Origin of the sequence: Alcanivorax sp. IL2, from assembly GCF_047495475.1 — a bacterium.
Lineage (GTDB): Bacteria > Pseudomonadota > Gammaproteobacteria > Pseudomonadales > Alcanivoracaceae > Alcanivorax.
Genome location: NZ_CP179932.1, coordinates 839,350 through 862,771 on the forward strand (window position 1 = coordinate 839,350; position 23,422 = coordinate 862,771).

Genomic DNA, 23,422 nt, shown 5'->3' on the forward strand with positions numbered 1-23,422 from the left:
TTCAGAAGCGGTAGGTGGCCTGCAGGCTCAAGCCGTGGGCGCTGTTTTCAAACTCGGCGCGGTAGCTTGACTGATCCACCTTGCCTTTCTTCTCTTGCAGGTACGCGTATGCCGCATCCAGGGTCAGATCGGCGGTGGGGCTCCAGCCGGCGCCCAGGGTGAAGATATCCCGGTCGCTGACCGGAATCCGCACGGTGCGATGGGCATCTTTGGTGGGCGAGTTGTCCCGGGCGTAGCCGGCACGCACCACCCATTGCGGGTTCATCTGGTAGGCGCCACCGAAGGCAACGGCCCAGGTGTCTTCCCATTTCAGCTCTTCGGAAATGGTGGCGAAGCTGCCCGCGTAAGCCGGGTGTACGCCGCTGTTGTTCACTTCAATGCCTCTCAGGCGGCTCCAGCGGGTCCAGGTGGTGCCCAGATTCAGAGTCAGTTTGTCGGTGGCCCGGAAGCTGACGGAAGTATCCACGGACTCCGGCATGGTGATATCCAGCTCTGCATCGTAGCTGCCATTGAGCCCGGGCAGGCCGGTGGGAATCATCGGGTTGGGTGGAATCGGGCCCAGCATGCCGTTGGCGCCACTGACCTTGGTGCGACCTTCCAGGGAGTAGTCAGTCTTGGAGTGATAGGTCAGCCCCCAGTCCAGCCGGTCGTTCACTGCTACCAGCAGGCCCAGGGTATAGCCCACGGCCAGATCGTCGCCTTCGATATCCACCTCGGCGTCACCGCTGCCGGCTATCGGGCCGGGCACGGCAGCGTTGGGCACGTTGCTGCTCAGGGCGCCGTCGATGCGGTTGAGAGTGGGGCCAAAGCCTACCGATACCTTGTCGGTGAAGGCGTAGCTCAGGGTTGGCTGGATGGTCACAACCTGTACTTCGCTTTTCAGGCCGTTGTAGCGGCCCTGCCAGCCATCCTCGTAATCACTGATGACGCCAAAGGGCGCGTACAGGCCGATGCCGGCATGCCATTTGTTGTTGAGCGGGGTGACGTAATAGCCGAAAGGAATGGTGGTGAAGGGCACCATGTCACCGTCGTTGCTGCCGCCCTGGCCCAGTTTTCCCTGGGGATTACGGATGTCGGTGCTGGCGTCGATAAAGGCCAGACCACCGCTGATCTCGGCACGTTTGAGGCGGCTCATGCCGGCCGGGTTGCCATACAGGGTGCTGGCGTTGGCAGCGGTGGAAGCGCGACCGGCGTAGGCGGAGCCGGCGCTGCTGGCGCTTTGTTCGTTGAGGGCCAGGCCGTTGGCCAGGGCCTGGCCGGAAGCCGCGGCAATGGCTGCTGCCAGCAGGACGTTGTTCGAATACTTCATGATAGCTTTCCCGAGTTGTTTTTTGCGCGCGCAAGTTAACATTCGGACACAAATTATTACAGAGTGTTTGTCGTCAATGTCGCCGAAAAAACAGGATAAAAGCGTCATTATTGCGGAAACATGATGTTTATTGTTGTGAAGGTGATTCGAAAACAAATTGAGTGTTTACCGCTTTTTGCTTTGTGGATGGAGGCCCGCTGGTGTTGCGCAATGGCACAGTGATGGGGCGAGTAGCGTGGACGGCAGGAAGCCCTTTTCGGCGCCAGTAAGGTGCTGGCGAATGCGTTGGTCAGGGCAGCGAGAAGGCATGGGCGCGTCAATCGGGGTTGCCGCGCCAGACTGGGGCAATGGAGGGGTGGCTGTTGTCAGGAGCGGCCTGTTACCGGTTTGCGCGAGAACACCCCGATGATCGGTGTGCCCTGTGCCTGCAGAATCGGCTCGATGTCCCGATGCAGGGCGTGGTACCGATAAAATGGCACTCGTGGGAACAGGTGGTGGATGGAATGCAGGTTCTGCCCCAGCCAGAACCACTCCAGCGGTTTCATCCAGCGAGGCATAATCAGGCTGTTGGTATTGCGATAGCGGTCACTGACCTTGTAGGGGTGATGCGGGCGATAGGCAAACCAGTAGGCGGTGAAGAGTCCGCCGGTGTAGTAGCCGAGCAGAATCACCGCCACCGTGCCGGGCTGGTCCACCATGACCAGAAAGGCAATCCGCCAGCCCAGTGAGACCACCAGCTCGGCGCAATAAATCAGTTTTTCCTTCAGCGACGCGCTGCCCCAGCTGTGCTGAATAAAAAACGTATTCTGCACCCACTGGAAACGCAGGCCGGCGGCCAACAGGCCCAGGGGGCCTTTCTGCATTCCGCTGATAATGAAGTCCGGATCCTTGTCCGGCTGGTTGGTATAGCGGTGGTGGGTAAAGTGCTCGATGCGGTGGGAGGCATAGGGAATCGCAATGATCGGCGCCACCAGATACCCGCACAGATCGTTGACCCATTTATGGCGGTCATTTTGCCCGTGGATGTTGCCATGGGCCGCCTCATGCAGCGGCGTGTAGGAGATATAAGTCAGCGCCGCCACCAACAGATAGGCGCCCCAGGCCGGCAGGGTGCCACTGGCAAACAGAACGAGAGTGACAACAACGGCGGTGACCACGGCCAGGGTCAGCAAGATTGTCGGCCAGGCGGTTTTCCCCATATAGTGCTTGGCGCAGGCAATGGCCTGCTTGTTCAATGTGGCCGCATCCATGGTGTTGCCTCTTGTGAGTATCATCAGGCTCAACACTACGGTGCTCCCACAACAACCAGAATAGCCGCCGTGGCCAATCGCCCTGCCTAAGTGGCCAGAGTGTGACGGGACGGGCAATGCAGCATTCAGACGACAAGCTTCACCCGGTGGCCATCAGTCAGGTCATGCTCAACTTCGCCCAACGACATGGCATCGACCGGCAAACCTGCCTGCTCGGCACCGGCATTGCCGACGAAGCCCTGTCCAGTGGCGAGGGTCTGGTGACCCGCACCCAGGAAATGCGCCTGATCGAAAACCTCATGCTGGCACTGCCGGCAGCAGGAGTGGGCGGTTTTGAGCTGGGCCGGCAATACAACCTGGCCACCTTCGGGGTATGGGGGTTCGCCCTGCGCACCTGCAAGACCCTGCGCGATGCCGCCGCTCTGGGCGTACGTTACCTGCCGTTGAGCACCGCCTACTGCCGGATTACGGTCTGTGAGCAGGGCGATACGTTCGGCGTGACATTCGATCCCGACCCGATACCGGCGCACTTGCGCCAGTTTTTGCTCGAGCGGGACATGGCCACTGCTCTCAATTTGGTCAGGGAAATCACGTTTCAGGGGGTGGCGTTTACGGGTATCGAGTTCACTGGCGAACCGGATGTGGCGGCGTCCGCCGTGGCGGAGCTGTGCGGGGTGATGCCCACCTTTCATGCCCGCGCCAACCGTATCCTGGTCAGCCGTGCCGGGGCCAACCAGCCGTTCCCCGGCTACGATCCGGTGCTGACCCGCATGCTAGAGCAGCAATGCCGGCAGCGTATGGACACCGTGGAAAGCAGTGGCGTCGCCGGCAAGGTTCGCCAGAAACTGCTCGGAGAGCTGGGCCTCGGCGCTACCCTTAACGACATGGCCAGCGAGCTGGCCCTCTCTACGCGCAGTCTTCGTCGCAAACTGGAACAGGAAGGCACCAGCTACCGCGACCTGGTCGAAGAGGAGCGCCGGCAACTGGCCTTGCAGCTGCTCGGCAACACCACAATGAAAATCGAAGAGGTCGCCGCCCACCTGGCCTATAACGACGCCGGCGGCTTCGTGCGCGCTTTTCGGCGCTGGCAGGGCTGCTCGCCCAGCGAGTACAGGGAGGATTTGCCTGGGTGATATCCGCGATGGGGCACAAAAAAGGGGCCTCCCGGGTGGGAGGCCCCTTTCTTTTATTTGGCACGCCCGAGAGGATTCGAACCTCTGACCTTTGCCTCCGGAGGGCAACGCTCTATCCAGCTGAGCTACGGGCGCAAAACGTATTGCAGATAGCCGAATGAGGTTGGTCAGTGCCGGCGGTCTGCAGATGAAGAACTTGGGGGTTCAACGGGCGCGAATGATAGCCGGTTGTGGCGTTGGCGTCCATGGATGGGATGCATTGTGGACGCAGATGCTTATAATCTGCGCGCGCCGTGCGATCACGGCAGTCATTTCGCGGCAGTCTGCCTCTTTCGGGTTTCCGGCAGTGCTGTTTCCCCCAACGAGCCCGTGTCTGTAACAACAGGCAAGTGTATCGGAGGAAACAGGATGAACCTGTACTGGATTGTGCTATTACTGGCAGTGATCGTGGAAATTGCCTGGGCCATGAGCCTCAAATGGATTCAGATGCAGCCCGGTGTGGCGTCCATCGGCACGGCGCTGGTGCTCACCGCCCTGAACATGCTGATGTTGTCCTATGCCATGAAGGGCATTCCGGTGGGTACCGCCTATGCTGTCTGGACCGGGCTCGGGGCAGTGGGGATTACCGTGTTGGGCATTCTGTTCTTCAAGGACCCTGCCAGCCTGTCACGGCTGGCCTTCATGGGGATGGTGGTGGTCGGTATTATCGGTCTCAAGTTGACCGCATCGTCAGCCTGATGGCGAGTTTCGGCTCGCACGCGTGTGCTGTCCATTTTACAATCTTTTCCCATGAATCCCCCGATAAATCGGTACCCTCTGCGGGCAGATGTTGGCCGCCAACTGATGGAGAAAACTGTGCGCATTGCTTATCTGGAAGATGACATGGCTCAGGCTGAGCTTGTCACTCACTGGCTTAAGGAAGCGGGCCATAACTGTATTCACCTGGCCAGCGGGCGCGAGTTCATGTCCCTGTTGCGGCGCGACACCTTCGACATTTTGGTGCTCGATTGGGAAGTGCCGGATATGAATGGCTACGCCGTGCTGGAGGAAGTTCGGGCCAGCGGCAACCGCACCCCGGTGCTGTTTGCCACCCAGCGGGACGATGAGTCCTCCATTGTTGGAGCCCTGTCCCAGGGTGCGGACGACTATATGGTCAAGCCTACCAAGCAAGCGGAATTGCTGGCCCGGATAGCCGCGTTAGGGCGCCGGGCGGGGGTATCGGATATGGATGATGAAACAGCCCTGACAGTGGGGCCGTGGACGGTGGACCGGTCGCGGCGGCAGATCCTGCTGGCGGACGAGCCGGTGAAGCTGACCGACAAGGATTATGAGCTTGCCAGCTATCTGTTCCAGAATGTGGGCAAGCTGATGAGTCGTGCCCACCTGCTGGAAAAGGTCTGGGGTATCATGACTCCGATCGAATCTCGTACTGTGGATGTGCATATCAGCCGCATCCGTCGCAGCCTGCAGATACGCCCGGAACAGGGCTACCGCATCAAGACGGTTTACCAGCATGGTTACCGCCTGGAGCCGATTGAGGAATAACGCTATGAGGGTCTGGTTGTGTGCAGCCTTGCTGCTGGGACTGACGACTGCCGCAGCAGCATCCGACGACTGGCATTACACCCTGCGCCCGGGTGACACCCTGTGGAAGGTCTGCCAGCAGTTTGCCCAGGAGCCGGCAGCCTGCTGGCGCGATCTGGCCAGCCATAATTCCCTGAAAAACCCTCACAGTGTCGAGCCGGGCCAGAACCTTCTTGTGCCCATTGCCTGGCTGAAGGAAAAGCCCATTCCTGCGCGGATTGTCGCAGTCAGCGGTGAGGTCATGCTGTACCCCGCGGCGGGTGGCGAGGCCCGTCAGGTGCAGAATGGCGAGACGGTCGCCTTTGGCGATGCGCTGGAAACCGCTACCGGAGCCAGTGCCCGATTACAGTTTGCCGATCAGTCCGAAGTGGTGATCAAGCCTGGCAGCCTGCTGGTGGTCAATCGCTATCGCCGTTTCCTGGATCAGCAGGGCGAGCAGACCGAACTGCGTCTGCAGCGCGGTAATATTCGCAACACGGTGACCCCGGCCAGCAACGATGATCGTACCTTCAAGGTCTTCACTCCCGGCGCGGTCGCGGCGGTGCGAGGTACCGAGTACTACGTCAGCGTGGACGCCGGCGAAACCACCCGCAACGAAGTCGTGGATGGTCGGGTGGATGTCAGTGCCCGGGGCACCCGCCGTGATGTGCAAGCCGGGTTCGCCACCCTGGCCCGGCTCGACCAGCCGCCCATCGAGCCGGTTCCCCTGTTGCCGGCCCCGGCGGTGGAGCTGGCAGTGACCCATGAGGATGTGACGGCAGCGTGGCCTACCCAGGCGGATGCGGACAGCTACTGGCTGGAGTGGTATCGCCAGCGGGATGCGTTGTTGTTGGGGCAGGCATCCCTGCAGACCGGCCACTGGCAACAGGATCTACCGGTAGGCGATTACCGTCTGCTGGTACGTGCGGTGGATGAAAACGGCCTGCGTGGCCACGAGAGCTGGACCCATTTCTCCATTGAGCCTGCGCCGCCGGTGGAGCCGGAAAAAGAGTCAAAATGGGATCTGTGGGTCTTTCTGGGCGGGGCTGCGTTGTTGCTGGCGCTGTAACGGATGCGCTCGCGCCTGAATACCTATCAGCGCCGCTATCTGGCTGAACACATATCAGTGCTGTTTCTGGTGGTCGGCCTCTGCGCCCTGCTGAGTATCAGCGGGGCCTTGTCCTTCGTTGACCGCTACATCTACGACAACCTTCTCAAAACCCTCCCGGACGACCCGTCCCCGGATCTGGTCATCGTCGGTATTGACGAATACAGCCTGCGGGAAATCGGTCGCTGGCCCTGGGATCGCAAGGTCCACGCCCAGTTAATCAACCGTCTCACCGAGATGGGGGCGCGGGCGATACTGGTGGACCTGATCCTGTCCGAGCCGGACCGCAACAACCCGGATTCCGATCTGGCCCTGGTGCAGGCCATGGCGGCCAATGGTCATGTCTATCTGCCGGTGCACGTGGAGCAACTGCGGGCCGGTGGCCAGCTCATCGAAGTCTTGCCCTACGCACCATTTGCCCGTGCCGCAGCCGGCCTTGGGCACGTGGATCTGGAGCTGGACAGCGACGGTGTGGCCCGCTCCGTGTACATGCGCTCCGGCATCGGTCAGGCCTGGTGGCCGCATATCACCCAGACCCTGCTGATCCAGGAAGGGATGCTCCCGGAGAATACCTTCCCGGCCAACAAGGGCGAGGAATTCTCCGGGCTGGCCAATGTCCGTCGCTACCACCGTTATGTGCCCTTTGTCAGCGGCCCCAACAGCTACCCGCAGGTGTCCGCGGTGGAGTTGCTTAATAACCTGATTCCGGAACAGCTGATCCGCGACAAGATCGTGCTGATTGGTGCCACCGCCGCCGGCCTGGGTGACATGTTGCCCACGCCCATGGCCAGCCAGGGCGAGTTGATGGCCGGGGTGGAGGTCAACGCCAATCTACTGGATGCCCTGCGCTCGGACCGGCTGATCCGGGAGCTGCCCATGAGCAGTGTGCTGGTGCTGGGGTCTGTGCTGGCGTTGTTGGCGCCGCTGTTGCTGCCCTATGTACTGCCGCGCTGGAGCATTCCTCTGGTTGCCGGGGTAATTCTGCTTTGTCTGCTGACAAGCATGGTGGTGTTGATCGTGTTGCGGCTGTGGTTCCCGCCTTCCGGTGCCATGGCGGCGGCGTTGATGGGGTACCCGCTGTGGACCTGGCGACGCCTGGAATACTCCCTGTCCTATATGCGTCATGCCCTGGAGCGGTTGTCCGAATACAGCGATTTGAATCAGCGCCTGACCCGGCCCTCCACCCTGGAGCAGATGGGGCGGATGTTCGATCAGGTGCTGCCCGTGCGTGCCTGGCGATTGCTGGGAGGGGAAAAGCCCTGGCGCGGCGGCGACAGCCTCCCCGCATCTACCTGGAAAGGGTCGCTGGCGCGCCAGTACCGCTTCAAGCATGAGGGACGTCGCTACGAACTGGACCTGGTGTGGCATCAGGCCCTGCATGCGGATACCTATGACTACTGGGTACGGGCCATGCTGGTACGGGTGCGCACCCATGCCCCCACCGTGGGGCCGCGCTATGAAGTGCTGGAAAAACATATCGATCGGCTGCGCCGGGAAGAAGATCGTCAGGAAGCCCTGACCCGCTTCTTCCAGGTGACTCTGGCGCAGATCCGTGAAGGGGTGATCATCGCCGATGCCTGCGGGGTGATTGTCTACGCCAACCCCCAGGCTTCTTTTCTGCTCGGTCTGGAAATGGGTGCCCTGGATGCGGGCCAGCCCATGGTGACAGATCTGGGCCGGGAGCTGGACCTGCGCGAGCATGGCTGGGACGAGCTGTTGCGTCAGGCTTTGGCCGAGGGGCGGACCCAACTGGAGTGCCGTAACCGCCAGGGGAACGACCTCTACCTGGATATCCTGCTGGTGCATGCCGGGGATAACCCGGGGCGGATGATGATCATCTCTTTCAAGGATATCAGCGACGTGAAGCAGGCCATGCGCGCCCGCTCGGAGATGCTGGACTTCCTCTCCCACGACCTGCGCTCCCCCATGGTGTCGGTGCTGGCGCTTACCGAGAAAATGCGTCAGCAGGGGGATGGGCAGTCCCTGGAGGGTTTTCTGGACAACGTGCAGCACTATGCCCAGCGCAACCTGAGTATCGCCGAGCAGTTCCTGCAGCTGGCCCGGGTGGAAGCGGTGGAATCGGTGGAAATGAACGAGCAGGACATGCTCGATGTGGTGGAGAGCGCCATCGACATGGTGCAGATTCAGGCCCAGCAGGCCGGTATCACCCTGCGCTTTGATTATGACCCCCATCAGGAGGTCTGGGTGCTGGGCAATAACGAATTACTCGAGCGATTAATGGTGAATTTGCTCACCAATGCCATCAAGTACAGCCATGCGGGCAGTTCCGTGGATGTGCGCCTGTACGCCCGGGAAGAGGCCGTGCTCTGTGAAGTGCGCGACCGGGGTGTGGGCATTCCGCCGGAATTCCAGGAACGGCTGTTCCAGCGTTTCAGTCGCGCCAGCACCAGTGGTGGCGCCCGCACCCGGGGCGCGGGCATGGGGTTGCGCTTCGTCAAGGTAGTGACGGAGCGCCACGGCGGTGACATTCAGGTAGAAAGTGTGCCAAACGAAGGTAGCCGCTTCACCCTGTCATTACCTCGGGTGGAGATAGACTAAATAACAGCAAGCGTTTTGTCCCCACGCCCTGAGCGGGTATAATCCCGCCGCAGCGCCCTCGGGCGAATCACAGAGAATAGAGGTGGAATCGTGAAAAAGATGCTGACTGCCAGCCTGGTACTGGTCGCTACCCTGTTTGCCGCCGGTAGCGTGGCTGCCAAGAGCACCAAGGAAATTTCCCCGTATCCGCTGGGCGAACGCTCTGTATTCAGTGAGCGGGCCATTGCCGAACGTCTTCAGCCGGTGGGTTCTGTGTGTGTCGAGGGTGAAGATTGCGGCACCGCTGCCGCTGCCGAAGAGCAAGTGGCCAGTGGCCCGCGCAGCGGTGAGCAAGTGCACCAGTCTGCCTGTGCGGCCTGTCATACTACGGGTGCTGCGGGCGCCCCGAAGACCGGCGATTCCGCAGCCTGGGGTTCGCGTATCGCCAAGGGGAATGCCACCCTGGTCAAGCACGCCATTGAAGGCTTCAACGCCATGCCGCCCAAGGGTATGTGCATGGATTGCTCTGACGACGAGATCAAGGCCGCCGTCGAGTATATGGTTGAGCAGAGCCAGTAACCTTGCTGCGACCTCTGGGAATTCTGCTGTCGGCCCTGTGGCTGGCAGCCTGTTCCGACGATAGCGCTCCGGCCACTGCGGATGCTTCGCAGACGCGTGACGGGGCGCAGTTGTATCGCCAATACTGTGTTACCTGCCACGGTTCCGGCGCCCTGGGCGCTCCCCGTGTCGGCAAGGAACACCGCCTTTACTGGTCCCACGAAATCGAGGAAGAAGGTTTCGACACCCTGGTCCAGGAAGCCATCGCCGGCATCAACTCCATGCCCCCTCGTGGAGGCTGCTTCGACTGCAGCGACGACGAAATCCGCAACACTGTCATCTACATGCTGCAGCTGAGCGGCGCCAAGTAATCCCCTTCCTGTAGGAGCGGCGCTGGCGGAGCGATAGCCCGTATCTTGAAAACACCTTCATGCTTTCTACGCCGCCGCTGCAGGAGTCCCTCTTGAGGGGCGAACCGAGCGTAGCGAGGCAGCTTGGGGCAGAATGCCCTTGGCTATTATCGCGCCGCCAGCGACGCTCCTACGGAAGGGGGTAAGGTTCAATCCAGCAACGCCCGAAGATTGGCAATGCTGGCCTCTGCCACCGCGGTTTCCTTTGCCTCGTCTTTAATCATGCCGATACCCAGAAAGTCGATATCGTCCTGCGGCATTTCGTCCACGAAGCGGCTGGCGGTGGTGTCGATTTTCTCGCCGTACTGTTTGCGGGTCAGTGCCTGGGTCATGGCCAGGGTTTCCCGGGCGCGGGTGATGCCCACGTACATCAGGCGGCGTTCCTCGACGATGTTATCTTCTTCAATGCTGGTGCGATGGGGTAGGAATTCTTCTTCAACGCCCATCATGTAGACGTGGGGAAATTCCAGCCCCTTGGAGGCGTGCAGTGTCATCAGTTGTACCCGGTCGGAATCATCCTCTTCCTGTTGCTGTTCGAGCATGTCCAGCAGCACCAGTTTCTTGATCACCGCTTCCAGATCGCTGGCGCCGTCTTCTTCGTCTTCCTGTTTTTCCAGCATGCGTTCGATGCTACGCACCAGCTGCCAGATATTTTCGATATTCTTTTCACCGATGCGCGGGCTGGAGGCGTTTTGCATTAGCCAGCCTTCATAGTCCATGTCGCGGATCAGTTCCTGCACCGCTTGCAGGCTGTTGTGGCCGAAGCAGAACTGGCGTTTGGCATCCAGCCAGGCCTTGAACTTCTGCAGCTTCTCGGCGGCCTTGGGGTTCATGACTTCGCTGAGGGCGATGTCGTCACAGACATGGTAAAGCCCCTGTTCCCGCTTTAACGCCCAGGTAGCCAGTTTCTCCAGGGTGGCCGGGCCAATCTCCCGGCGCGGAGTGTTGATGATGCGCAGGAAGGCGTTGTCGTCGTCCGGGTTCACCAGCAGGCGCAGGTAGCACATCAGGTCTTTGATCTCGCTGCGCGAGAAGAAACTTTTGCCGCCGGACACCTTGTAGGGAATCGACAGGCTCTGCAGTTTCATTTCCAGAATGCGTGACTGGAAATTGCCGCGATACAGCACCGCAAAGTCTTTCCACTTCAGACCATGCTGCAGGCGGCGATGAAAGATATCGCTGGCGATCCATTCGGTTTCTGCTTCTTCATCGCGCAGGGCGGAAAAGCGAATCGGCTCGCCGTAGCCGTAGTCGGACCACAGGCTCTTTTCAAATTCGTGGGGGTTGTTGGCGATCACCGTATTGGCAGCTTTCAGGATGCGCCCGGTGGAGCGGTAATTCTGCTCCAGCTTGACCACTTTCAGCGTGGGCCAGTCCTGCTGCAGTTGCGCCAGGTTTTCCGGGCGGGCGCCGCGCCAGGCGTAGATGGACTGGTCGTCATCGCCCACCACGGTGAACTTGCCTTCCGGCAGGGTGAGCATTTTCACCATTTCGTACTGGGCGCCGTTGGTGTCCTGGTATTCGTCCACCAGCAGGTACTGGATGCGGTTGCGCCACTTTTCCAGAATGCGCGGCTGTTCGCGGAACATGCGCGCCGGCATCAGGATCAGGTCATCGAAATCCACCGCGTTGCAGACCCGCAACATGCGGTCGTAGCCGCCGTAGGCCATGGCGGCGCGCAGGTCCTCGTCGGTTTCGGCAGTGCTCACCGCTTCCTCCGGCAGCACCAGCGCGTTCTTCCAGTCGGAAATGCGCTTGTGGATTACATCCACCGCGTCCAGGTCCCGTTCCGATTCCCCCTGGCGCAGGATCTCCTTGAGGATCTCCTTGCTGTCGGCGCCATCGAGAATGGAGAAGCCGTTGCGCAGGCCACAGGCTTTCAGCTCTGACTTGAGAATGCGCAGGCCCAGGTTGTGGAAGGTGGAGACAATCAGCCCCCGGGTCAGGTCCCGGCTCACCAGCGACTGCACCCGCTCCTTCATTTCCCGGGCAGCCTTGTTGGTAAAGGTCACCGCGGCAATATGCCGGGCCGACATGCCCCGTTCCTGGATCAGCCAGGCGATCTTGCGGGTGATCACGCTGGTCTTCCCGGAACCCGCCCCGGCCAGTACCAGCAACGGGCCATCGGCGTAATGCACGGCTTCCTGCTGGCGGGGGTTGAGCTTACTCATAGGGCTCCGGAAAATCTGGGGGGTGAAATCGGGCCGCTATGATACCAGCGATGGCCCTGCACTCCAGACACCTTATGTCGGTTATCATGGCGGTTTTCCCGGTAACGGTTTTGCCCATGCGTCTGGACTATTTTCTCGCCCACAGTGCCGGCCTGACCCGCAAGGAGGCCAAACAGCTGATCAGCCGCGGTGCGGTCACCGTGGAGGGCGAAGCGCGCCCCAAAGCCAACCTGCAGCTGCAGGACGGGCAGGGCGTCTGGCTGCACGGCGAACCGGTGCAATTGCCGGGCCACCGTTACCTGATGCTGCACAAACCGGCGGGGGTGGTGTGTTCCACCGATGACCCGGAGCATCGCACCGTACTGGACCTGCTGCCTGTGGCGCTGCGCCAGGACCTGCACCCGGCCGGCCGCCTGGACCGGGACACCACCGGCCTGGTGCTGTTGACCACGGATGGCCAGTGGTCCCACCGGCTCACCTCGCCGAATCACCAGTGCGACAAACGCTACCGGGTGAGCTGCGCCGACCCGATCAGCGATGCGGATCTGCAGGCCTTGTGCGACGGCATTCTGCTACGTGGCGAAGACGCCCCGACGTTGCCGGCAAGGGCGGAACGGGTGAATACGCACCAGTTGCTGCTGACGATCCATGAAGGGCGTTACCATCAGGTCAAACGGATGCTGGCGGCGCGGGGCAACAAGGTGGTGGCCCTGCATCGGGAGCAGATCGGCGAGATCGCGCTGGATGCGGCGCTGGCGCCGGGGGAGTTCCGGGCCCTGAGCGAGGAAGAGATTCACAGTCTGTAAGGTTTTCCATAGGAGCGTCGCTGGCGGCGCGATCACCAGCGACGTTTAAAGCGAAGCCGCTGTAGGAGTTCCTCTTGAGGGACGAACCACGCGTCAGCGTGGAAATCACCCGCGGGCAATCAGAAGAGAGCGACGTCGTCAGAGTGATCTGGCGGTATCAGCATAGTCCGTTTCCTCGCCTAGGCTCGGATTCGTCCCTCAAGAGGAACTCCTACAGCGGCTTCGTTTTGGCCGTGTGAGTTGCATTTTTACGCTAATGGTCGCGCCGCTAGCGATGTGATTCCCTTCGCTTACCCTTCGGGCCGCACGGAACCAGTTGCGTTACTCCGCTGCACTCCGTTTCTGCAGCAGATCCCACGGGAACCCGCTTAGTTCAACTGCCCCTGCAGCTCCATCACATCCACGGTCCGTTCCCGGTTAAGGGGATCGACCAGGGTGTTGGCATCCTGATAAACACGCGGTGTCTTGTAGAGCATGGCCACTGCTTTGACATGGCTGGGGCACACGTAACGCTCAGGCATTTCCTGCTGCAGCCAGGCACGTACTTTCGGGGCCTGGTCGGAACCCATCTTCGGGAACAGATGGTGCTCTACATGATGGCTGAAATGGAAGTGCAGCGGATCAATCCAGCGCCAGGCGCGCACGCTCATTGAATTGTCCACCGGATGGTTGTTGTCCATCTGCGGGCGCAGCATGTGGTTGGTGAGAATGTAGCTCTGGCCGATGAAGTTGATGATCATCATCGGGATCAGCACGGTGAAGATCGCCAGTGGGCCGGATACGATGGCCAGTGTGATCCATGCCGCCATGCACAGGTAGGACTGGCGGATCGCTTTCTTGCGGTTGAACCCTTTGAACTCCTCACGCTTGCGGGTCTGCATGCGCAGTACCAGCTGGCCGTGGAACATGAAGGAATAAAACAGGAACAAAAAGCTGTACCAGGTGCGCCCGCCGGGGGCCAGCTTGGTAAAATTGGCGGTCTGCGGGTGTTTCTCGTAGCGGTACAGGGTGCCGAAGGAATCCGGGTCCTTGTCGCCCAGATTGGTGTTGGCGTGGTGGGCCACATTGTGCCAGCGGCGCCAGAATTCCGGGGCGATCAGGGCCGGGCCAAAGCCGACCCAGCCGAGAAAATCCTGCATGCGACGACTCATGCCCAGCGCGCCGTGAAGCACTTCGTGGGCCAGCAGGGCCTGGCAGGCCAGGGTGTGGCCGGCGAGGATGCCCAGTAGCAGGTTGCCCCACCAGGGCAGACTCAACAGCAGGATGGCGGCGATGCTGCCGATGATCACGGCGCTCATGGGAATAAACCACAGGGCGCGCAGGGGGCGGGCCTTGAAAGTGGCCGGGCCCAGATCCTTTTTCACTGCATCGCGGATGGCGCGGGCGTCATTAGCGCCGAAATGGCGGCTGTAAGCAGGTTCTTGCATGGTCATGGTTGTCCTTGGCTGTCGGGCCGGGGAATTCGGATGCAGGCATTCTGGTGAACAGTTGTGCTTGGGCGAAGTGCAGGGCTGGACAGAAAGCAGTCATTTTCGGACAGGTGTAAAATTAGCGTATAGTAGACCTATGAATCATGAGCGCTTTATACAGCTGGACCCAGGTACGGGTCGTTCCCCGGTCCCCGTCAACTATGTGCGCAATCTGGTGGAACTGATCGCCGAGGTTGGCGTGGATACTCGTCGGCTGCTTTCTCAGGTGGGGCTGAGCGAGGATGAGGTCTATAACCCGGAACCGGCCCTGCGCTTCGAGCAGTTCCGCCGGGTCATGGTGGGCGCCCGTGAAATGACCGGCGATCCGGCCCTGGGATTAGCGCTGGGCCAGCAATTGACCCTCACCGCCCATGGCCTGCTCGGCTATGCCGCCATCAGCAGTGCCGACCTGGGCGATGCCCTGAGGCTGCTGGAGCGCTACTTCCGGACCCGTACCCGCCTGTGTGTTCCCCGTATCGAACCCTCACAGGAAGGCGTGCGTTTCTGCCTGGTGGAAAGTGTGCCGCTGGGCGATATCCGTGAAACCTACCTGGAAGTGGTGGTAGCTGCCGTGGTAGGCGGGATTCGTTATCTGCTGGGCGACCGTTTCCAGGGGGTGGTGCTGGAGTTGCCCTATGCCGCCCCGGCCCATGCGGATCGTTACCGGGAACTGCTGGCCATGCCGGTGGAGTTTGGTGCCGAGGTGGCGGCGCTGCGGCTACCCAAGGCCCTGCTCAGTGAGCGCTTTACCCTCTCCGATCCGGCGTCCCGGCAGATGGCCGCACAGAAATGTGAGGAAGAACTGCAACGGCTGGAAGCGGATCAGGACTGGGCCAGCCGCGTGCGCGCCCGGTTGATGCAGGCAGAGGGCATGCTGCCCAGCCTGGAGCAGCTGGCGTGCAACTTCCACGTTACCTCCCGCACCCTGCGCCGTTATCTCAATGCCCTGGGAGTGAGCTATCGCTCCCTGCTGGAAGAGGTGCGCATGACCAAGGCCATGGCGTATCTGCAGGCCAATATCACCGTGCAGCAGGTGGCCTCGAAACTGGGTTACGCCGACCCCAGCAACTTCGCCCGCGCTTTCCGCAAATGGACCGGTCACCCGCCCAGTCATTTCCAGCCGTAATAGCCACCGTTTTTTTGCTTCAACGCCTTGTGCTGGCGTTTATGGTGCTGATCAATACTGTCAATAACCGCTAGCCCGAGCCTTGAGCGTTCATTATTGACTAAGCCCAGCGGTAGCCAAGCTTCGCAATAGAGTGCGTATATTTCAAAGAAGTGGCGGGAAAAGGCTCCGTCTTCAATGCTATCTGGCTCTTCCAGTTTGCGCCGTTTTTCGATAACCCATGGTTCCAGAGCGTACCAGCAGCAAAGATACATCGGCCCCCATAGGTTCATGAAGTGCTGGCGTGATATCAGGTTGTTCCAAGCCATGTAGCCGATACGTTGCAGTTTGATGCTGACTTGGTGGGCGGCATCCAGTTCCGCTGGAAGCCAGCTTTCTTCACGGCTCTGTTCGTTGTAGGGTTGCCGCTGGTGTGCATCTGTAACAGTACGTATCAAGGGTTTGAGGGTATCCATTTCCGCCATGGCCCAACGAAGAATATCGGCATCGCGGGAGAGAGAGGCTTCACGGATATTATGTGAGCCCTGCCTCAGTCCAAGGAGCAGAACGATGGTCAGAACAACCATCAGGATGTCAGATATTCCGGATACGCCTCCCCAGTCAAAGGTTTCAAACTGAAATCTTATATTTTCGAACATTCCGGAATTGCCTCACCTTACAGTATTGTCAGAGTTTAACGCCCTAGACGAAGAAAGAATGAAAACACAATGAAAGGGAATTCTGAACCTGTACTGCTGGTCAGCCAGGACAACTACCCCAAGGGCAGCTGTCAGCGTGGCCGTATGCAGCGTCAGCGGCTGATCCATCGTGCCTCCTACGTGGTGGTGCGTGATCTGGCCGGGCGGGTTTGTGTGCAACTGCGTGCTGCCGACAAACATTTTTACCCCGGTGGCTGGGATCTGGCTGCCGGTGGTGTCATGCGCCCCAATGAAACCGTGGGCGAAAACCTGTCACGGGAACTGTTCGAGGAGGTGGGCGTGCAACGCCAGTTTTCCCGTTGGCAATGGTTCTTCTTCTCCAATCCCCATCACCAGGTCTGGGGCGCGTTGGCATCTGTGGTGGTGTGTCCGCAGGCGGTATCGCTCAGCGATGAAGTGGTCGCCATTGAATGGTTGCCGGTCCGGGACGCGCTGCTATTGCCCGATGCCACTCCTGATACCCGTCACGCACTTTCCTTGCTGTTGTCATCTTCCTCCTGAGCGTTTTCGTCCTTGTGGCCGTCGTGCTGGCTGGGTAGCTTCTCTCACTGATGCAGAGAACGATGAGGAAGTTATGTCCCAACGATTCAGTGTGGCCGGTAAACGCATTTTGATCACCGGCGCGTCCAGTGGCTTTGGTGCCCACTTCGCCATTGCCCTGGCCGAAGAGGGAGCCGACGTGGTGCTGGCGGCCCGCCGAGTGGAAAAACTGGAAGCCACTGCCGAAGCGGTAAGGGCTCTGGGCCGTGAGGCCACCGTGGTGCCGATGGATGTGAGTGACCACGCCAGTGTGGAAGCGGCCTTTGCCGATATGCCGGCGGTGGATGTGGTGGTCAACAATGCCGGTGTGTCCCACGAAGGCCCCACCGACGAGCTCGGCGAGGAAGACTGGGACGCGGTGGTGGATACCAACCTGAAGGGAGTCTGGGCGGTGTCAAAGTTTGCCATCCAGCAATGGCGGCGCGACGGGCGCCCGGGCAGCCTGATCAATATCGCTTCCATTCTCGGTCTGCGTGTCGGAGGCCGGGTGGCACCTTACACGGCCTCCAAAGCGGCGGTGGTGCAGCTCACCAAATCCCTGGCGCTGGACTTTGCCCGTTACAACATTCGCTGTAATGCCATCTGCCCGGGCTATGTGGAAACCGATATCAATCGGGATTTCTTCAACAGTCCGCTGGCTGAAAAAATGCTCAAGCGCATTCCCTATCGCCGCCTCGGGCAGATCGATGAACTGGTTGGCCCGCTGATGCTGCTGGCGTCCGATGCGTCGTCCTACATGACCGGTTCGGTGATCGCCGTGGATGGCGGTCACCTCTGTAATACTCTCTAACCTAGATCGAGGACAGACCATGGATTTCTCCCTGAGCCCGGAGCTGGAAAGCCTGCGCCAGCAAGTGGCCGCCTTTGTGGAAGCGGAAATCATGCCGCTGGAAAACGACAAGGCCAATTACGACGATCACGAAAATTTCAAGGAAAGCGTGGTCGATAGCCTGCGAGAAAAAGCGAAAGCCGCAGGACTGTGGGGCTTTCAGTTGCCCAAGGAACGCGGTGGTCTGGATGTGGGCGTGGCCGGTATGGCAGTGCTCTACGAAGAAGCCGCTCGCAGTCCGTTCGGCCCGGTGGTGTTCAACTGTGCGCCGCCGGATGACGGCACCATGATCCTGCTCAACAAGATCCTCAACGACGAGCAGAAAGAACGCTGGTTGCAACCGATGATCGACGGCAAGGTACGTTCCGCCTTTGCCATGACCGAGCCCGATGGTGGCTGTGGCTCCGACCCGTCTCTGACCTATACCTCCGCCACCAGGGACGGTGACAACTGGATCATCAAGGGCCGCAAGTGGTTCATCACCGGGGCAGAAGGTGCGCAAACGTTTATTCTGATCGCCAAGACCAGTGACGACCCGCGCAAGGGACTCACTGCCTTCCTGTTTGATGCGGACCAGCCCGGCTGGGAAGTGGTGCGCCGTATCCCGATCATGGGCCCGGAAGAACATGGTGGTCACTGCGAACTGAAGTTCGATGGCCTGGTGATTCCCGATGAGAACCGTCTGTTGGAAGTGGGCGATGGTCTGAAGGTCACTCAGATCCGTCTTGGCACCGCTCGCCTGACGCACTGTATGCGCTGGCTGGGTCTGGCCAAACGTTGCATGGAAGAGGCAGCCGGTTATGTGGAAAACCGCATGAGCTTCGGCACCACGCTTGCCGAGCACGAAGGCGTGCAGTGGATGCTGGGTGACGTGGCCAAGGATATTGAGGTGGGACGTCTGCTCACCATGCAGGCTGCCTGGAAGCTGGATCAGGGGGACTTTGCCAAGAAGGAAATTTCCATGGCCAAGATCCACGTGGCCGATACCCTGCACAAGGCCGCTGATACCGCGATCCAGCTGTGCGGTGCCCGTGGTTATTCCAAGGACACCCTGCTGGAATGGATCTACCGCTACGCCCGCCAGGCGCGTTTGGTGGACGGTGCCAGCGAGGTGCACAAGATGGTGTTGTCGCGGTTCTACCTGAAAGAGAAACGTGATTTCTTTCAATGGGGTTAATGTCGTCTGCTAGCGACAATCCTGTCGTCCAGCCCTTGCCGTCGCGCACCGCCCTGCGGGCGAGGCGGCAAGGGATATCTCGTCGATAGCCGTTCACTGCCAGTAAATCCATTTTAAAACAATTGCTTGTCGTGGCTGAGTCGCTATGTCTCCGCGCCATCGGCTCCGCGTCGCGGGGCTGTCGACACACTGCGTTCCTTCCCTGACTGCCGTATCGGCGCCCCACGTCTGTCACCTTAGGTCAATGTCGGCTGTCAGATAATGTCAATCTGGCAATGCTTGTTTTTTCATAACTGTGATAGGCTGCAAAAAAATTGACGTGACATGAGTCACGTTTGTCCCTCTGGTTGTGCCAATTGACAGCTAGGGTGCTCAGCCGCAGGTCGAGCGCTGTCTGACTGTGGGCTGGGGGCTGAGTGACGATAAAAAGAAAAGCGCCTTTCTACGGGGGTAGTGGCGCGGTTGCCATTTCAACGGGTTGTGGGGAAATACATCATGCTGGATTATTACACTAGACACCTCTATGTGGAGAAACTCCTCAAGAGCGCACTCATTATCGTGCCATTGTCACTACTGGCTGTGCTGGTGGCGATATTGATCGCCGGCTGATTAGCCGTGAAGAGACCGCAGGAAATCTGAGCAGGGTTAGCGGGTGTCAGCTACCGTTTGCCGATAGCTCAGGGCTTCGCGCAGGTGGTCGCGGTCGACGGTGTCAGCACCGGCCAGATCGGCAATGGTGCGTGCCACCCGGGCACTGCGATGCAGGGCACGGGCGGACAGTCCCATGCGGGTCATGACGCTGGCCAGCCAGTCCCGGTGGGGGCGTAACAGTGGCTCCAAGTCGTCGCTGCCCAGTTCCCGATTCAGGCGTCGCTGGCGCTGCCATTGCTGTTGCCAGGCCTCGCGGACCCGAGCGCGGACGGTGTCGCTGGTTTCTCCCTGACGATCACCGAGCAGTTCCTGCGCCTCTACTGCGGGCACGTCCAGATGCAGATCGATGCGGTCCAGCAACGGGCCGGACAGTTTGCTCTGGTAGCGCTTGGCCTTGTCGCACCGATAGCCGCAGCCCTTCTCCGGGTCGCCCAGGTAACCGCAGGGGCAAGGGTTCATGGCCGCGATCAACTGAAAGCGGGCCGGGAAGGTCAGCTGCTGGGCGGCCCGGGCGATGCTCACCTCGCCGGTCTCCAGCGGTTCGCGTAATACCTCCAGTACTCGCCGGTCGAACTCCGGTAATTCATCGAGAAACAGGATGCCGTTATGCGCCAGGGAAATCTCTCCCGGGCGCGGGTGGCTACCGCCGCCAACCAGGGCGGTGGCTGAGGCGGTATGGTGGGGCGCCCGATAGGGGCGTTGGTGGAACTGGTGGGCCGGGCGCGGCTGTTTCAGGGAATGAATGGCTGCCACTTCCAGCGCCTGTTTCGGATGCAGCGGCGGAACCAGCCCGGGCAGGCGTGAAGCCAGCATGCTTTTGCCAGCGCCAGGCGGGCCGCTGAGTAGCAGGGAATGGCCGCCGGCCGCGGCAATCTCCAGCACCCGTTTGGCGGCGGCCTGGCCGCGGATTTCGGAGAGGCAGCCGCCCTCATGGGTGATGGTTTGCGGTGCCGGGTGATCATGGAACGGTAGCGGAGACTGGCCCACCAAATGGGCTGCCACCTGGGCGAGCTGGTCACCGGCCACGGTGGTGGCTCCGGCCAGCGCGGCTTCATCCGCGTTGTCGCGGGGAACGATCAGGGTGCGGCCGGTAGGCTGGCAGGCCAGGGCGCAGGGCAGCATGCCGGGCACCGGGCTCAGGGCGCCATTTAATGCCAACTCACCGATAAATTCGTATTGGTTGCTGTCCAGCTTTCCGAGCTGGCCACTGGCGAGCAGGATGCCCAGGGCAATGGGCAGGTCAAACCGACCGCCATCTTTGGGCAGATCCGCCGGTGCCAGGCTGACGGTGATGCGTCGCTGGGGGAACTCGAAGCCGCTGTTGACCAGTGCCGAGCGCACCCGGTCCCGGCTTTCCCGCACCGCGGTGTCACCCATGCCGACGATGGTGAAGGCGGGCAAGCCCGGTGCCAGGTGGGTTTCCACCCGCACTTCCCGGGCCTGAATGCCCAGCGGTGCCCGGCTGTAGAGCAATGCGTGCGTCACGTTTCCTCGCAGAATTCAGGGGTTGCGAGGCAGTGTACGGGGAGGCGGTGTTGGTACGTGTGCGAGGTTGGCGGCTGCAGATGTAGGAAATCGGACTTTCGTAGGAGCTATGCTTGCATGGCGAACAACGGCAATCGCGAGCAGGTTCGCATGTCGTAGATCCCCTGGGGGGCAAGCATAGCTCCTACGGGAGAATACCGGGCGTCAGGCGTCCGTCGTCTTCTCCATCTCCGCCACCTGCTTCTCCAGCGCTTCCAGCTTTTCCCGGGTGCGCATCAGTACCTGCTGCTGAATATCGAACTCTTCCCGGGTGATCAGATCCAGGCGGCTGACGGCTTCCGCCAGTACGCTGCGCACATTGCGCTCCACTTCGTTGCGCAGGCCGCCCAGATCGGTGGGCAGGCGCCCGCTGATGTCGGCCATCAGGCGGTCGATAAAGGGTTGATCAGGCATCTTGAATCTCCATCGGGGACCAGGGGCAGTGGCTGGCCCGGGCCGCCGGGAATGCGGTCTGTGGCGGCGGTGCTTGTATTGGTGGACGGATGGTAGCACGGTGTCCGCTGGCGCGGCACCGGCGGTGCAGGGCAGCAGCTCTGCACCAAGTTGGAACCCGCCCCAAGGTGGTGCGCTATAATGGCGCGCCGAACTCGTTTCCTGAATCGGGATCGGGATATAACCCACTGAAAATGCATGATTTTCTAAACCTGGCATGGGTCGTGCACTTATTGGGTCAGAGCGTTCGAGCAAACTGTGGATCGGGAACCATAACGGGGCTCGAAGTGAAACGGACGACACCGGACGCGGTGAAAGCTGAGGAGAATGAAATGAAACTGGTTACTGCCGTAATTAAGCCGTTCAAATTGGATGACGTGCGTGAAGCACTCTCCGAGATCGGCGTGCAAGGCATCACCGTTACCGAGGTGAAAGGCTTTGGACGCCAGAAAGGTCACACCGAGCTGTACCGGGGTGCCGAGTACGTGGTGGATTTTCTGCCCAAGGTAAAAATCGAGGTGGCCATCGCCGAGTCCTCCCTGGATCAGGTGATTGAAGCCATCGCGAAAGCTGCCAATACCGGCAAGATTGGTGACGGCAAGATCTTTGTCACCTCCCTGGAGCAAGCGATTCGTATCCGTACCGGCGAGACCGGCGAGGACGCGATTTAAGTTTTACCGTGTTGTAAATCGACCCATGCCAGGGTTTTAGAGAACACGCTTCCATTTTCGGAGGGTTGCATTGTGGAAAATCAAATTTTTGAACTTCAGTACGCCATGGACACCTTTTATTTTCTGGTGTGTGGCGCATTGGTAATGTGGATGGCTGCCGGCTTTGCCATGCTGGAAGCCGGCCTGGTGCGTGCGAAAAACACCACCGAGATTCTCACCAAAAACGTGGCGCTGTTTGCCATTAGCTGCATCATGTACCTGGTGTGTGGTTACGCCATCATGTACGGCGGCGGCATCTTCCTGGACGGTATCGACGCCTTCGATCTGGCCGGTGTGCTGAGCGCATCTACCGAGAACGGATTCGATGGTGACTCCGTCTACTCTGGTGCGTCTGACTTCTTCTTCCAGGTGGTGTTCGTGGCTACCGCCATGTCCATCGTCTCCGGTGCGGTTGCCGAGCGTATGAAGCTGTGGGCCTTCCTGGTCTTCGCGGTATTCATGACCGGTGTGATCTACCCGCTGGAAGGTTCCTGGACCTGGGGTGGTGCCGACGTGTTTGGCATGTATAACCTGGGCGACCTGGGCTTCTCTGACTTTGCTGGTTCCGGCATCGTTCACATGGCTGGTGCTGCTGCTGCTCTGGCTGGTGTGTTGCTGCTGGGTGCTCGTAAAGGCAAGTACGGTCCGAACGGTGAAGTGCACGCTATCCCCGGTGCCAACCTGCCGCTGGCTACCCTGGGTACCTTCATCCTGTGGATGGGCTGGTTCGGTTTCAACGGCGGCTCTGTACTGAAGCTGGGTGATGCTGCAAGCGCGCACTCTGTCGCCATGGTGTTCCTGAACACCAATGCTGCTGCCGCTGGTGGTGCTGTTGCTGCCCTGATCGTTGGCCGCATCCTGTTCGGCAAGGCCGATCTGACCATGCTGCTTAACGGTGCCCTTGCCGGTCTGGTGGCGATCACTGCCGAGCCGTCCACTCCGACCCCGCTGTTGGCGACTCTGTTCGGTGCCGCTGGTGGTGTGCTGGTAGTGTTCAGCATCCTGACCCTGGACAAGATGAAAATCGACGATCCGGTCGGTGCCATCTCTGTACACGGTGTGGTTGGTCTGCTGGGTCTGCTGCTGGTGCCGGTTACCAACGGTGATGCTTCCTTCTCCGGCCAGATCATCGGCGCGATCACCATCTTCGTATGGGTATTCGTAGCCAGCCTGATCGTCTGGGGCATCCTGAAAGCCGTCATGGGCATCCGGGTTTCCGAAGAAGACGAGTACGAAGGCATGGACATCGCCGACTGCGGCATGGAAGCCTACCCGGAATTCGTGAAAGGTTAATCCTTCACAACGATTTCCTTGAAATGACAGGGCGCCTTCGGGCGCCCTTTTTTTGTTTTAAAAAAAGCGAGAAGATTTTAATTTTCGATACTCGCTTCTGTCGGCT

21 protein-coding genes and 1 tRNA gene are annotated in these 23,422 nt (G+C 60.2%); 14 read left to right on the forward strand and 8 right to left on the reverse strand.

What is annotated here, in order from left to right; genetic code table 11:
* Position 1: 1 nt before the first annotated feature.
* Positions 2–1,309: an OmpP1/FadL family transporter gene (locus ACMG4N_RS03920; RefSeq protein WP_414432933.1), complete on the reverse strand. Its 1,308-nt coding sequence runs from the start codon at positions 1,307–1,309 to the stop codon at positions 2–4.
* A 365-nt stretch (positions 1,310–1,674) separates the two neighbouring features.
* Positions 1,675–2,583: a fatty acid desaturase family protein gene (locus ACMG4N_RS03925; RefSeq protein WP_414432934.1), complete on the reverse strand. Its 909-nt coding sequence runs from the start codon at positions 2,581–2,583 to the stop codon at positions 1,675–1,677.
* 92 nt (positions 2,584–2,675) lie between these two features.
* Here ACMG4N_RS03925 and ACMG4N_RS03930 point away from each other — a divergent pair, with 92 nt between their 5' ends.
* Complete coding sequence (locus ACMG4N_RS03930; protein ID WP_297764725.1) at positions 2,676–3,692, forward strand: AraC family transcriptional regulator; 1,017 nt, start codon at positions 2,676–2,678, stop codon at positions 3,690–3,692.
* A gap of 58 nt (positions 3,693–3,750) precedes the next feature.
* Here the strand turns inward: ACMG4N_RS03930 and ACMG4N_RS03935 are convergent.
* Positions 3,751–3,827 (reverse strand) — tRNA-Arg (locus ACMG4N_RS03935).
* Between the two features lie 279 nt (positions 3,828–4,106).
* On the opposite strand from ACMG4N_RS03935, the gene ACMG4N_RS03940 reads away from it, so the two are divergent.
* From ACMG4N_RS03940 to ACMG4N_RS03965, 6 genes are all read left to right on the forward strand, one after another.
* Entirely contained in the window at positions 4,107–4,430 is a 324-nt protein-coding gene (locus tag ACMG4N_RS03940) for a DMT family transporter (RefSeq protein WP_414433299.1), read from the forward strand.
* 117 nt (positions 4,431–4,547) lie between these two features.
* Positions 4,548–5,237, forward strand: a complete 690-nt coding sequence (locus tag ACMG4N_RS03945; RefSeq protein WP_062814841.1) for a response regulator transcription factor — start codon at positions 4,548–4,550, stop codon at positions 5,235–5,237.
* A gap of 4 nt (positions 5,238–5,241) precedes the next feature.
* On the forward strand, positions 5,242–6,324 hold the full coding sequence (locus ACMG4N_RS03950; RefSeq protein ID WP_297764741.1) for a FecR domain-containing protein: 1,083 nt from the start codon (positions 5,242–5,244) through the stop codon (positions 6,322–6,324).
* Between the two features lie 3 nt (positions 6,325–6,327).
* The gene (locus ACMG4N_RS03955) at positions 6,328–8,922 is read left to right on the forward strand and encodes a CHASE2 domain-containing protein (protein WP_414432935.1); all 2,595 of its coding nucleotides are present in this window, start codon (positions 6,328–6,330) and stop codon (positions 8,920–8,922) included.
* 99 nt (positions 8,923–9,021) lie between these two features.
* Positions 9,022–9,480 (forward strand): c-type cytochrome, encoded by a 459-nt coding sequence (locus ACMG4N_RS03960; RefSeq protein ID WP_035248751.1) that lies wholly within the window; start codon positions 9,022–9,024, stop codon positions 9,478–9,480.
* Positions 9,481–9,482: 2 nt separating this feature from the next.
* Positions 9,483–9,830, forward strand: coding sequence for a c-type cytochrome (locus ACMG4N_RS03965; RefSeq protein ID WP_297764746.1), 348 nt, complete (start codon positions 9,483–9,485; stop codon positions 9,828–9,830).
* 188 nt (positions 9,831–10,018) lie between these two features.
* Here the strand turns inward: ACMG4N_RS03965 and rep are convergent, their stop codons facing one another.
* On the reverse strand, positions 10,019–12,040 hold the full coding sequence (rep, locus tag ACMG4N_RS03970; protein ID WP_414432936.1) for a DNA helicase Rep: 2,022 nt from the start codon (positions 12,038–12,040) through the stop codon (positions 10,019–10,021).
* Positions 12,041–12,156: 116 nt separating this feature from the next.
* On the opposite strand from rep, the gene ACMG4N_RS03975 reads away from it, so the two are divergent.
* The gene (locus ACMG4N_RS03975) at positions 12,157–12,846 is read left to right on the forward strand and encodes a pseudouridine synthase (protein WP_414433300.1); all 690 of its coding nucleotides are present in this window, start codon (positions 12,157–12,159) and stop codon (positions 12,844–12,846) included.
* A 368-nt stretch (positions 12,847–13,214) separates the two neighbouring features.
* On the opposite strand, the gene ACMG4N_RS03980 is transcribed toward ACMG4N_RS03975, so the two are convergent.
* On the reverse strand, positions 13,215–14,279 hold the full coding sequence (locus tag ACMG4N_RS03980) for a fatty acid desaturase family protein (RefSeq protein WP_297764751.1): 1,065 nt from the start codon (positions 14,277–14,279) through the stop codon (positions 13,215–13,217).
* A 133-nt stretch (positions 14,280–14,412) separates the two neighbouring features.
* Here ACMG4N_RS03980 and ACMG4N_RS03985 point away from each other — a divergent pair, with 133 nt between their 5' ends.
* Positions 14,413–15,441: an AraC family transcriptional regulator gene (locus tag ACMG4N_RS03985; RefSeq protein ID WP_297764754.1), complete on the forward strand. Its 1,029-nt coding sequence runs from the start codon at positions 14,413–14,415 to the stop codon at positions 15,439–15,441.
* On the opposite strand, the gene ACMG4N_RS03990 is transcribed toward ACMG4N_RS03985, so the two are convergent.
* A complete protein-coding gene (locus ACMG4N_RS03990; RefSeq protein WP_297764757.1) occupies positions 15,426–16,079 on the reverse strand; it encodes a hypothetical protein in 654 nt (217 codons plus the stop codon). The genes ACMG4N_RS03985 and ACMG4N_RS03990 overlap by 16 nt on opposite strands.
* Before the next feature lie 69 nt (positions 16,080–16,148).
* On the opposite strand from ACMG4N_RS03990, the gene ACMG4N_RS03995 reads away from it, so the two are divergent.
* From ACMG4N_RS03995 to ACMG4N_RS04005, 3 genes are all read left to right on the forward strand, one after another.
* The gene (locus ACMG4N_RS03995) at positions 16,149–16,640 is read left to right on the forward strand and encodes an NUDIX hydrolase (protein WP_414432937.1); all 492 of its coding nucleotides are present in this window, start codon (positions 16,149–16,151) and stop codon (positions 16,638–16,640) included.
* A 73-nt stretch (positions 16,641–16,713) separates the two neighbouring features.
* Entirely contained in the window at positions 16,714–17,469 is a 756-nt protein-coding gene (locus tag ACMG4N_RS04000) for an SDR family NAD(P)-dependent oxidoreductase (protein ID WP_414432938.1), read from the forward strand.
* Between the two features lie 19 nt (positions 17,470–17,488).
* Positions 17,489–18,685, forward strand: a complete 1,197-nt coding sequence (locus ACMG4N_RS04005; RefSeq protein WP_414432939.1) for an acyl-CoA dehydrogenase family protein — start codon at positions 17,489–17,491, stop codon at positions 18,683–18,685.
* 645 nt (positions 18,686–19,330) lie between these two features.
* Here the strand turns inward: ACMG4N_RS04005 and ACMG4N_RS04010 are convergent.
* Together ACMG4N_RS04010 and ACMG4N_RS04015 are read right to left on the reverse strand one after the other, a co-directional pair.
* Complete coding sequence (locus ACMG4N_RS04010) at positions 19,331–20,821, reverse strand: YifB family Mg chelatase-like AAA ATPase (protein WP_414432940.1); 1,491 nt, start codon at positions 20,819–20,821, stop codon at positions 19,331–19,333.
* A 204-nt stretch (positions 20,822–21,025) separates the two neighbouring features.
* Positions 21,026–21,274 (reverse strand): accessory factor UbiK family protein, encoded by a 249-nt coding sequence (locus ACMG4N_RS04015; RefSeq protein WP_297764770.1) that lies wholly within the window; start codon positions 21,272–21,274, stop codon positions 21,026–21,028.
* A 371-nt stretch (positions 21,275–21,645) separates the two neighbouring features.
* On the opposite strand from ACMG4N_RS04015, the gene glnK reads away from it, so the two are divergent.
* Both glnK and ACMG4N_RS04025 read left to right on the forward strand, forming a co-directional pair.
* Positions 21,646–21,984, forward strand: coding sequence for a P-II family nitrogen regulator (gene glnK / locus ACMG4N_RS04020; RefSeq protein ID WP_008930504.1), 339 nt, complete (start codon positions 21,646–21,648; stop codon positions 21,982–21,984).
* Between the two features lie 72 nt (positions 21,985–22,056).
* The gene (locus tag ACMG4N_RS04025; RefSeq protein ID WP_297764773.1) at positions 22,057–23,316 is read left to right on the forward strand and encodes an ammonium transporter; all 1,260 of its coding nucleotides are present in this window, start codon (positions 22,057–22,059) and stop codon (positions 23,314–23,316) included.
* Positions 23,317–23,422: the final 106 nt, after the last annotated feature.

Bases quoted from the DNA above. Each gene is read 5' to 3' on its own strand.
- ACMG4N_RS03920 (WP_414432933.1), bottom strand. From the start codon at position 1,309: ATGAAGTATTCGAACAACGTCCTGCTGGCAGCAGCCATTGCCGCGGCT.
- ACMG4N_RS03925 (WP_414432934.1), bottom strand. From the start codon at position 2,583: ATGATACTCACAAGAGGCAACACCATGGATGCGGCCACATTGAACAAG.
- ACMG4N_RS03930 (WP_297764725.1), top strand. From the start codon at position 2,676: ATGCAGCATTCAGACGACAAGCTTCACCCGGTGGCCATCAGTCAGGTC.
- ACMG4N_RS03950 (WP_297764741.1), top strand. From the start codon at position 5,242: ATGAGGGTCTGGTTGTGTGCAGCCTTGCTGCTGGGACTGACGACTGCC.
- ACMG4N_RS03955 (WP_414432935.1), top strand. From the start codon at position 6,328: ATGCGCTCGCGCCTGAATACCTATCAGCGCCGCTATCTGGCTGAACAC.
- ACMG4N_RS03960 (WP_035248751.1), top strand. From the start codon at position 9,022: ATGCTGACTGCCAGCCTGGTACTGGTCGCTACCCTGTTTGCCGCCGGT.
- rep (WP_414432936.1), bottom strand. From the start codon at position 12,040: ATGAGTAAGCTCAACCCCCGCCAGCAGGAAGCCGTGCATTACGCCGAT.
- ACMG4N_RS03975 (WP_414433300.1), top strand. From the start codon at position 12,157: ATGCGTCTGGACTATTTTCTCGCCCACAGTGCCGGCCTGACCCGCAAG.
- ACMG4N_RS03980 (WP_297764751.1), bottom strand. From the start codon at position 14,279: ATGACCATGCAAGAACCTGCTTACAGCCGCCATTTCGGCGCTAATGAC.
- ACMG4N_RS03985 (WP_297764754.1), top strand. From the start codon at position 14,413: ATGAATCATGAGCGCTTTATACAGCTGGACCCAGGTACGGGTCGTTCC.
- ACMG4N_RS03990 (WP_297764757.1), bottom strand. From the start codon at position 16,079: ATGTTCGAAAATATAAGATTTCAGTTTGAAACCTTTGACTGGGGAGGC.
- ACMG4N_RS03995 (WP_414432937.1), top strand. From the start codon at position 16,149: ATGAAAGGGAATTCTGAACCTGTACTGCTGGTCAGCCAGGACAACTAC.
- ACMG4N_RS04000 (WP_414432938.1), top strand. From the start codon at position 16,714: ATGTCCCAACGATTCAGTGTGGCCGGTAAACGCATTTTGATCACCGGC.
- ACMG4N_RS04005 (WP_414432939.1), top strand. From the start codon at position 17,489: ATGGATTTCTCCCTGAGCCCGGAGCTGGAAAGCCTGCGCCAGCAAGTG.
- ACMG4N_RS04015 (WP_297764770.1), bottom strand. From the start codon at position 21,274: ATGCCTGATCAACCCTTTATCGACCGCCTGATGGCCGACATCAGCGGG.
- glnK (WP_008930504.1), top strand. From the start codon at position 21,646: ATGAAACTGGTTACTGCCGTAATTAAGCCGTTCAAATTGGATGACGTG.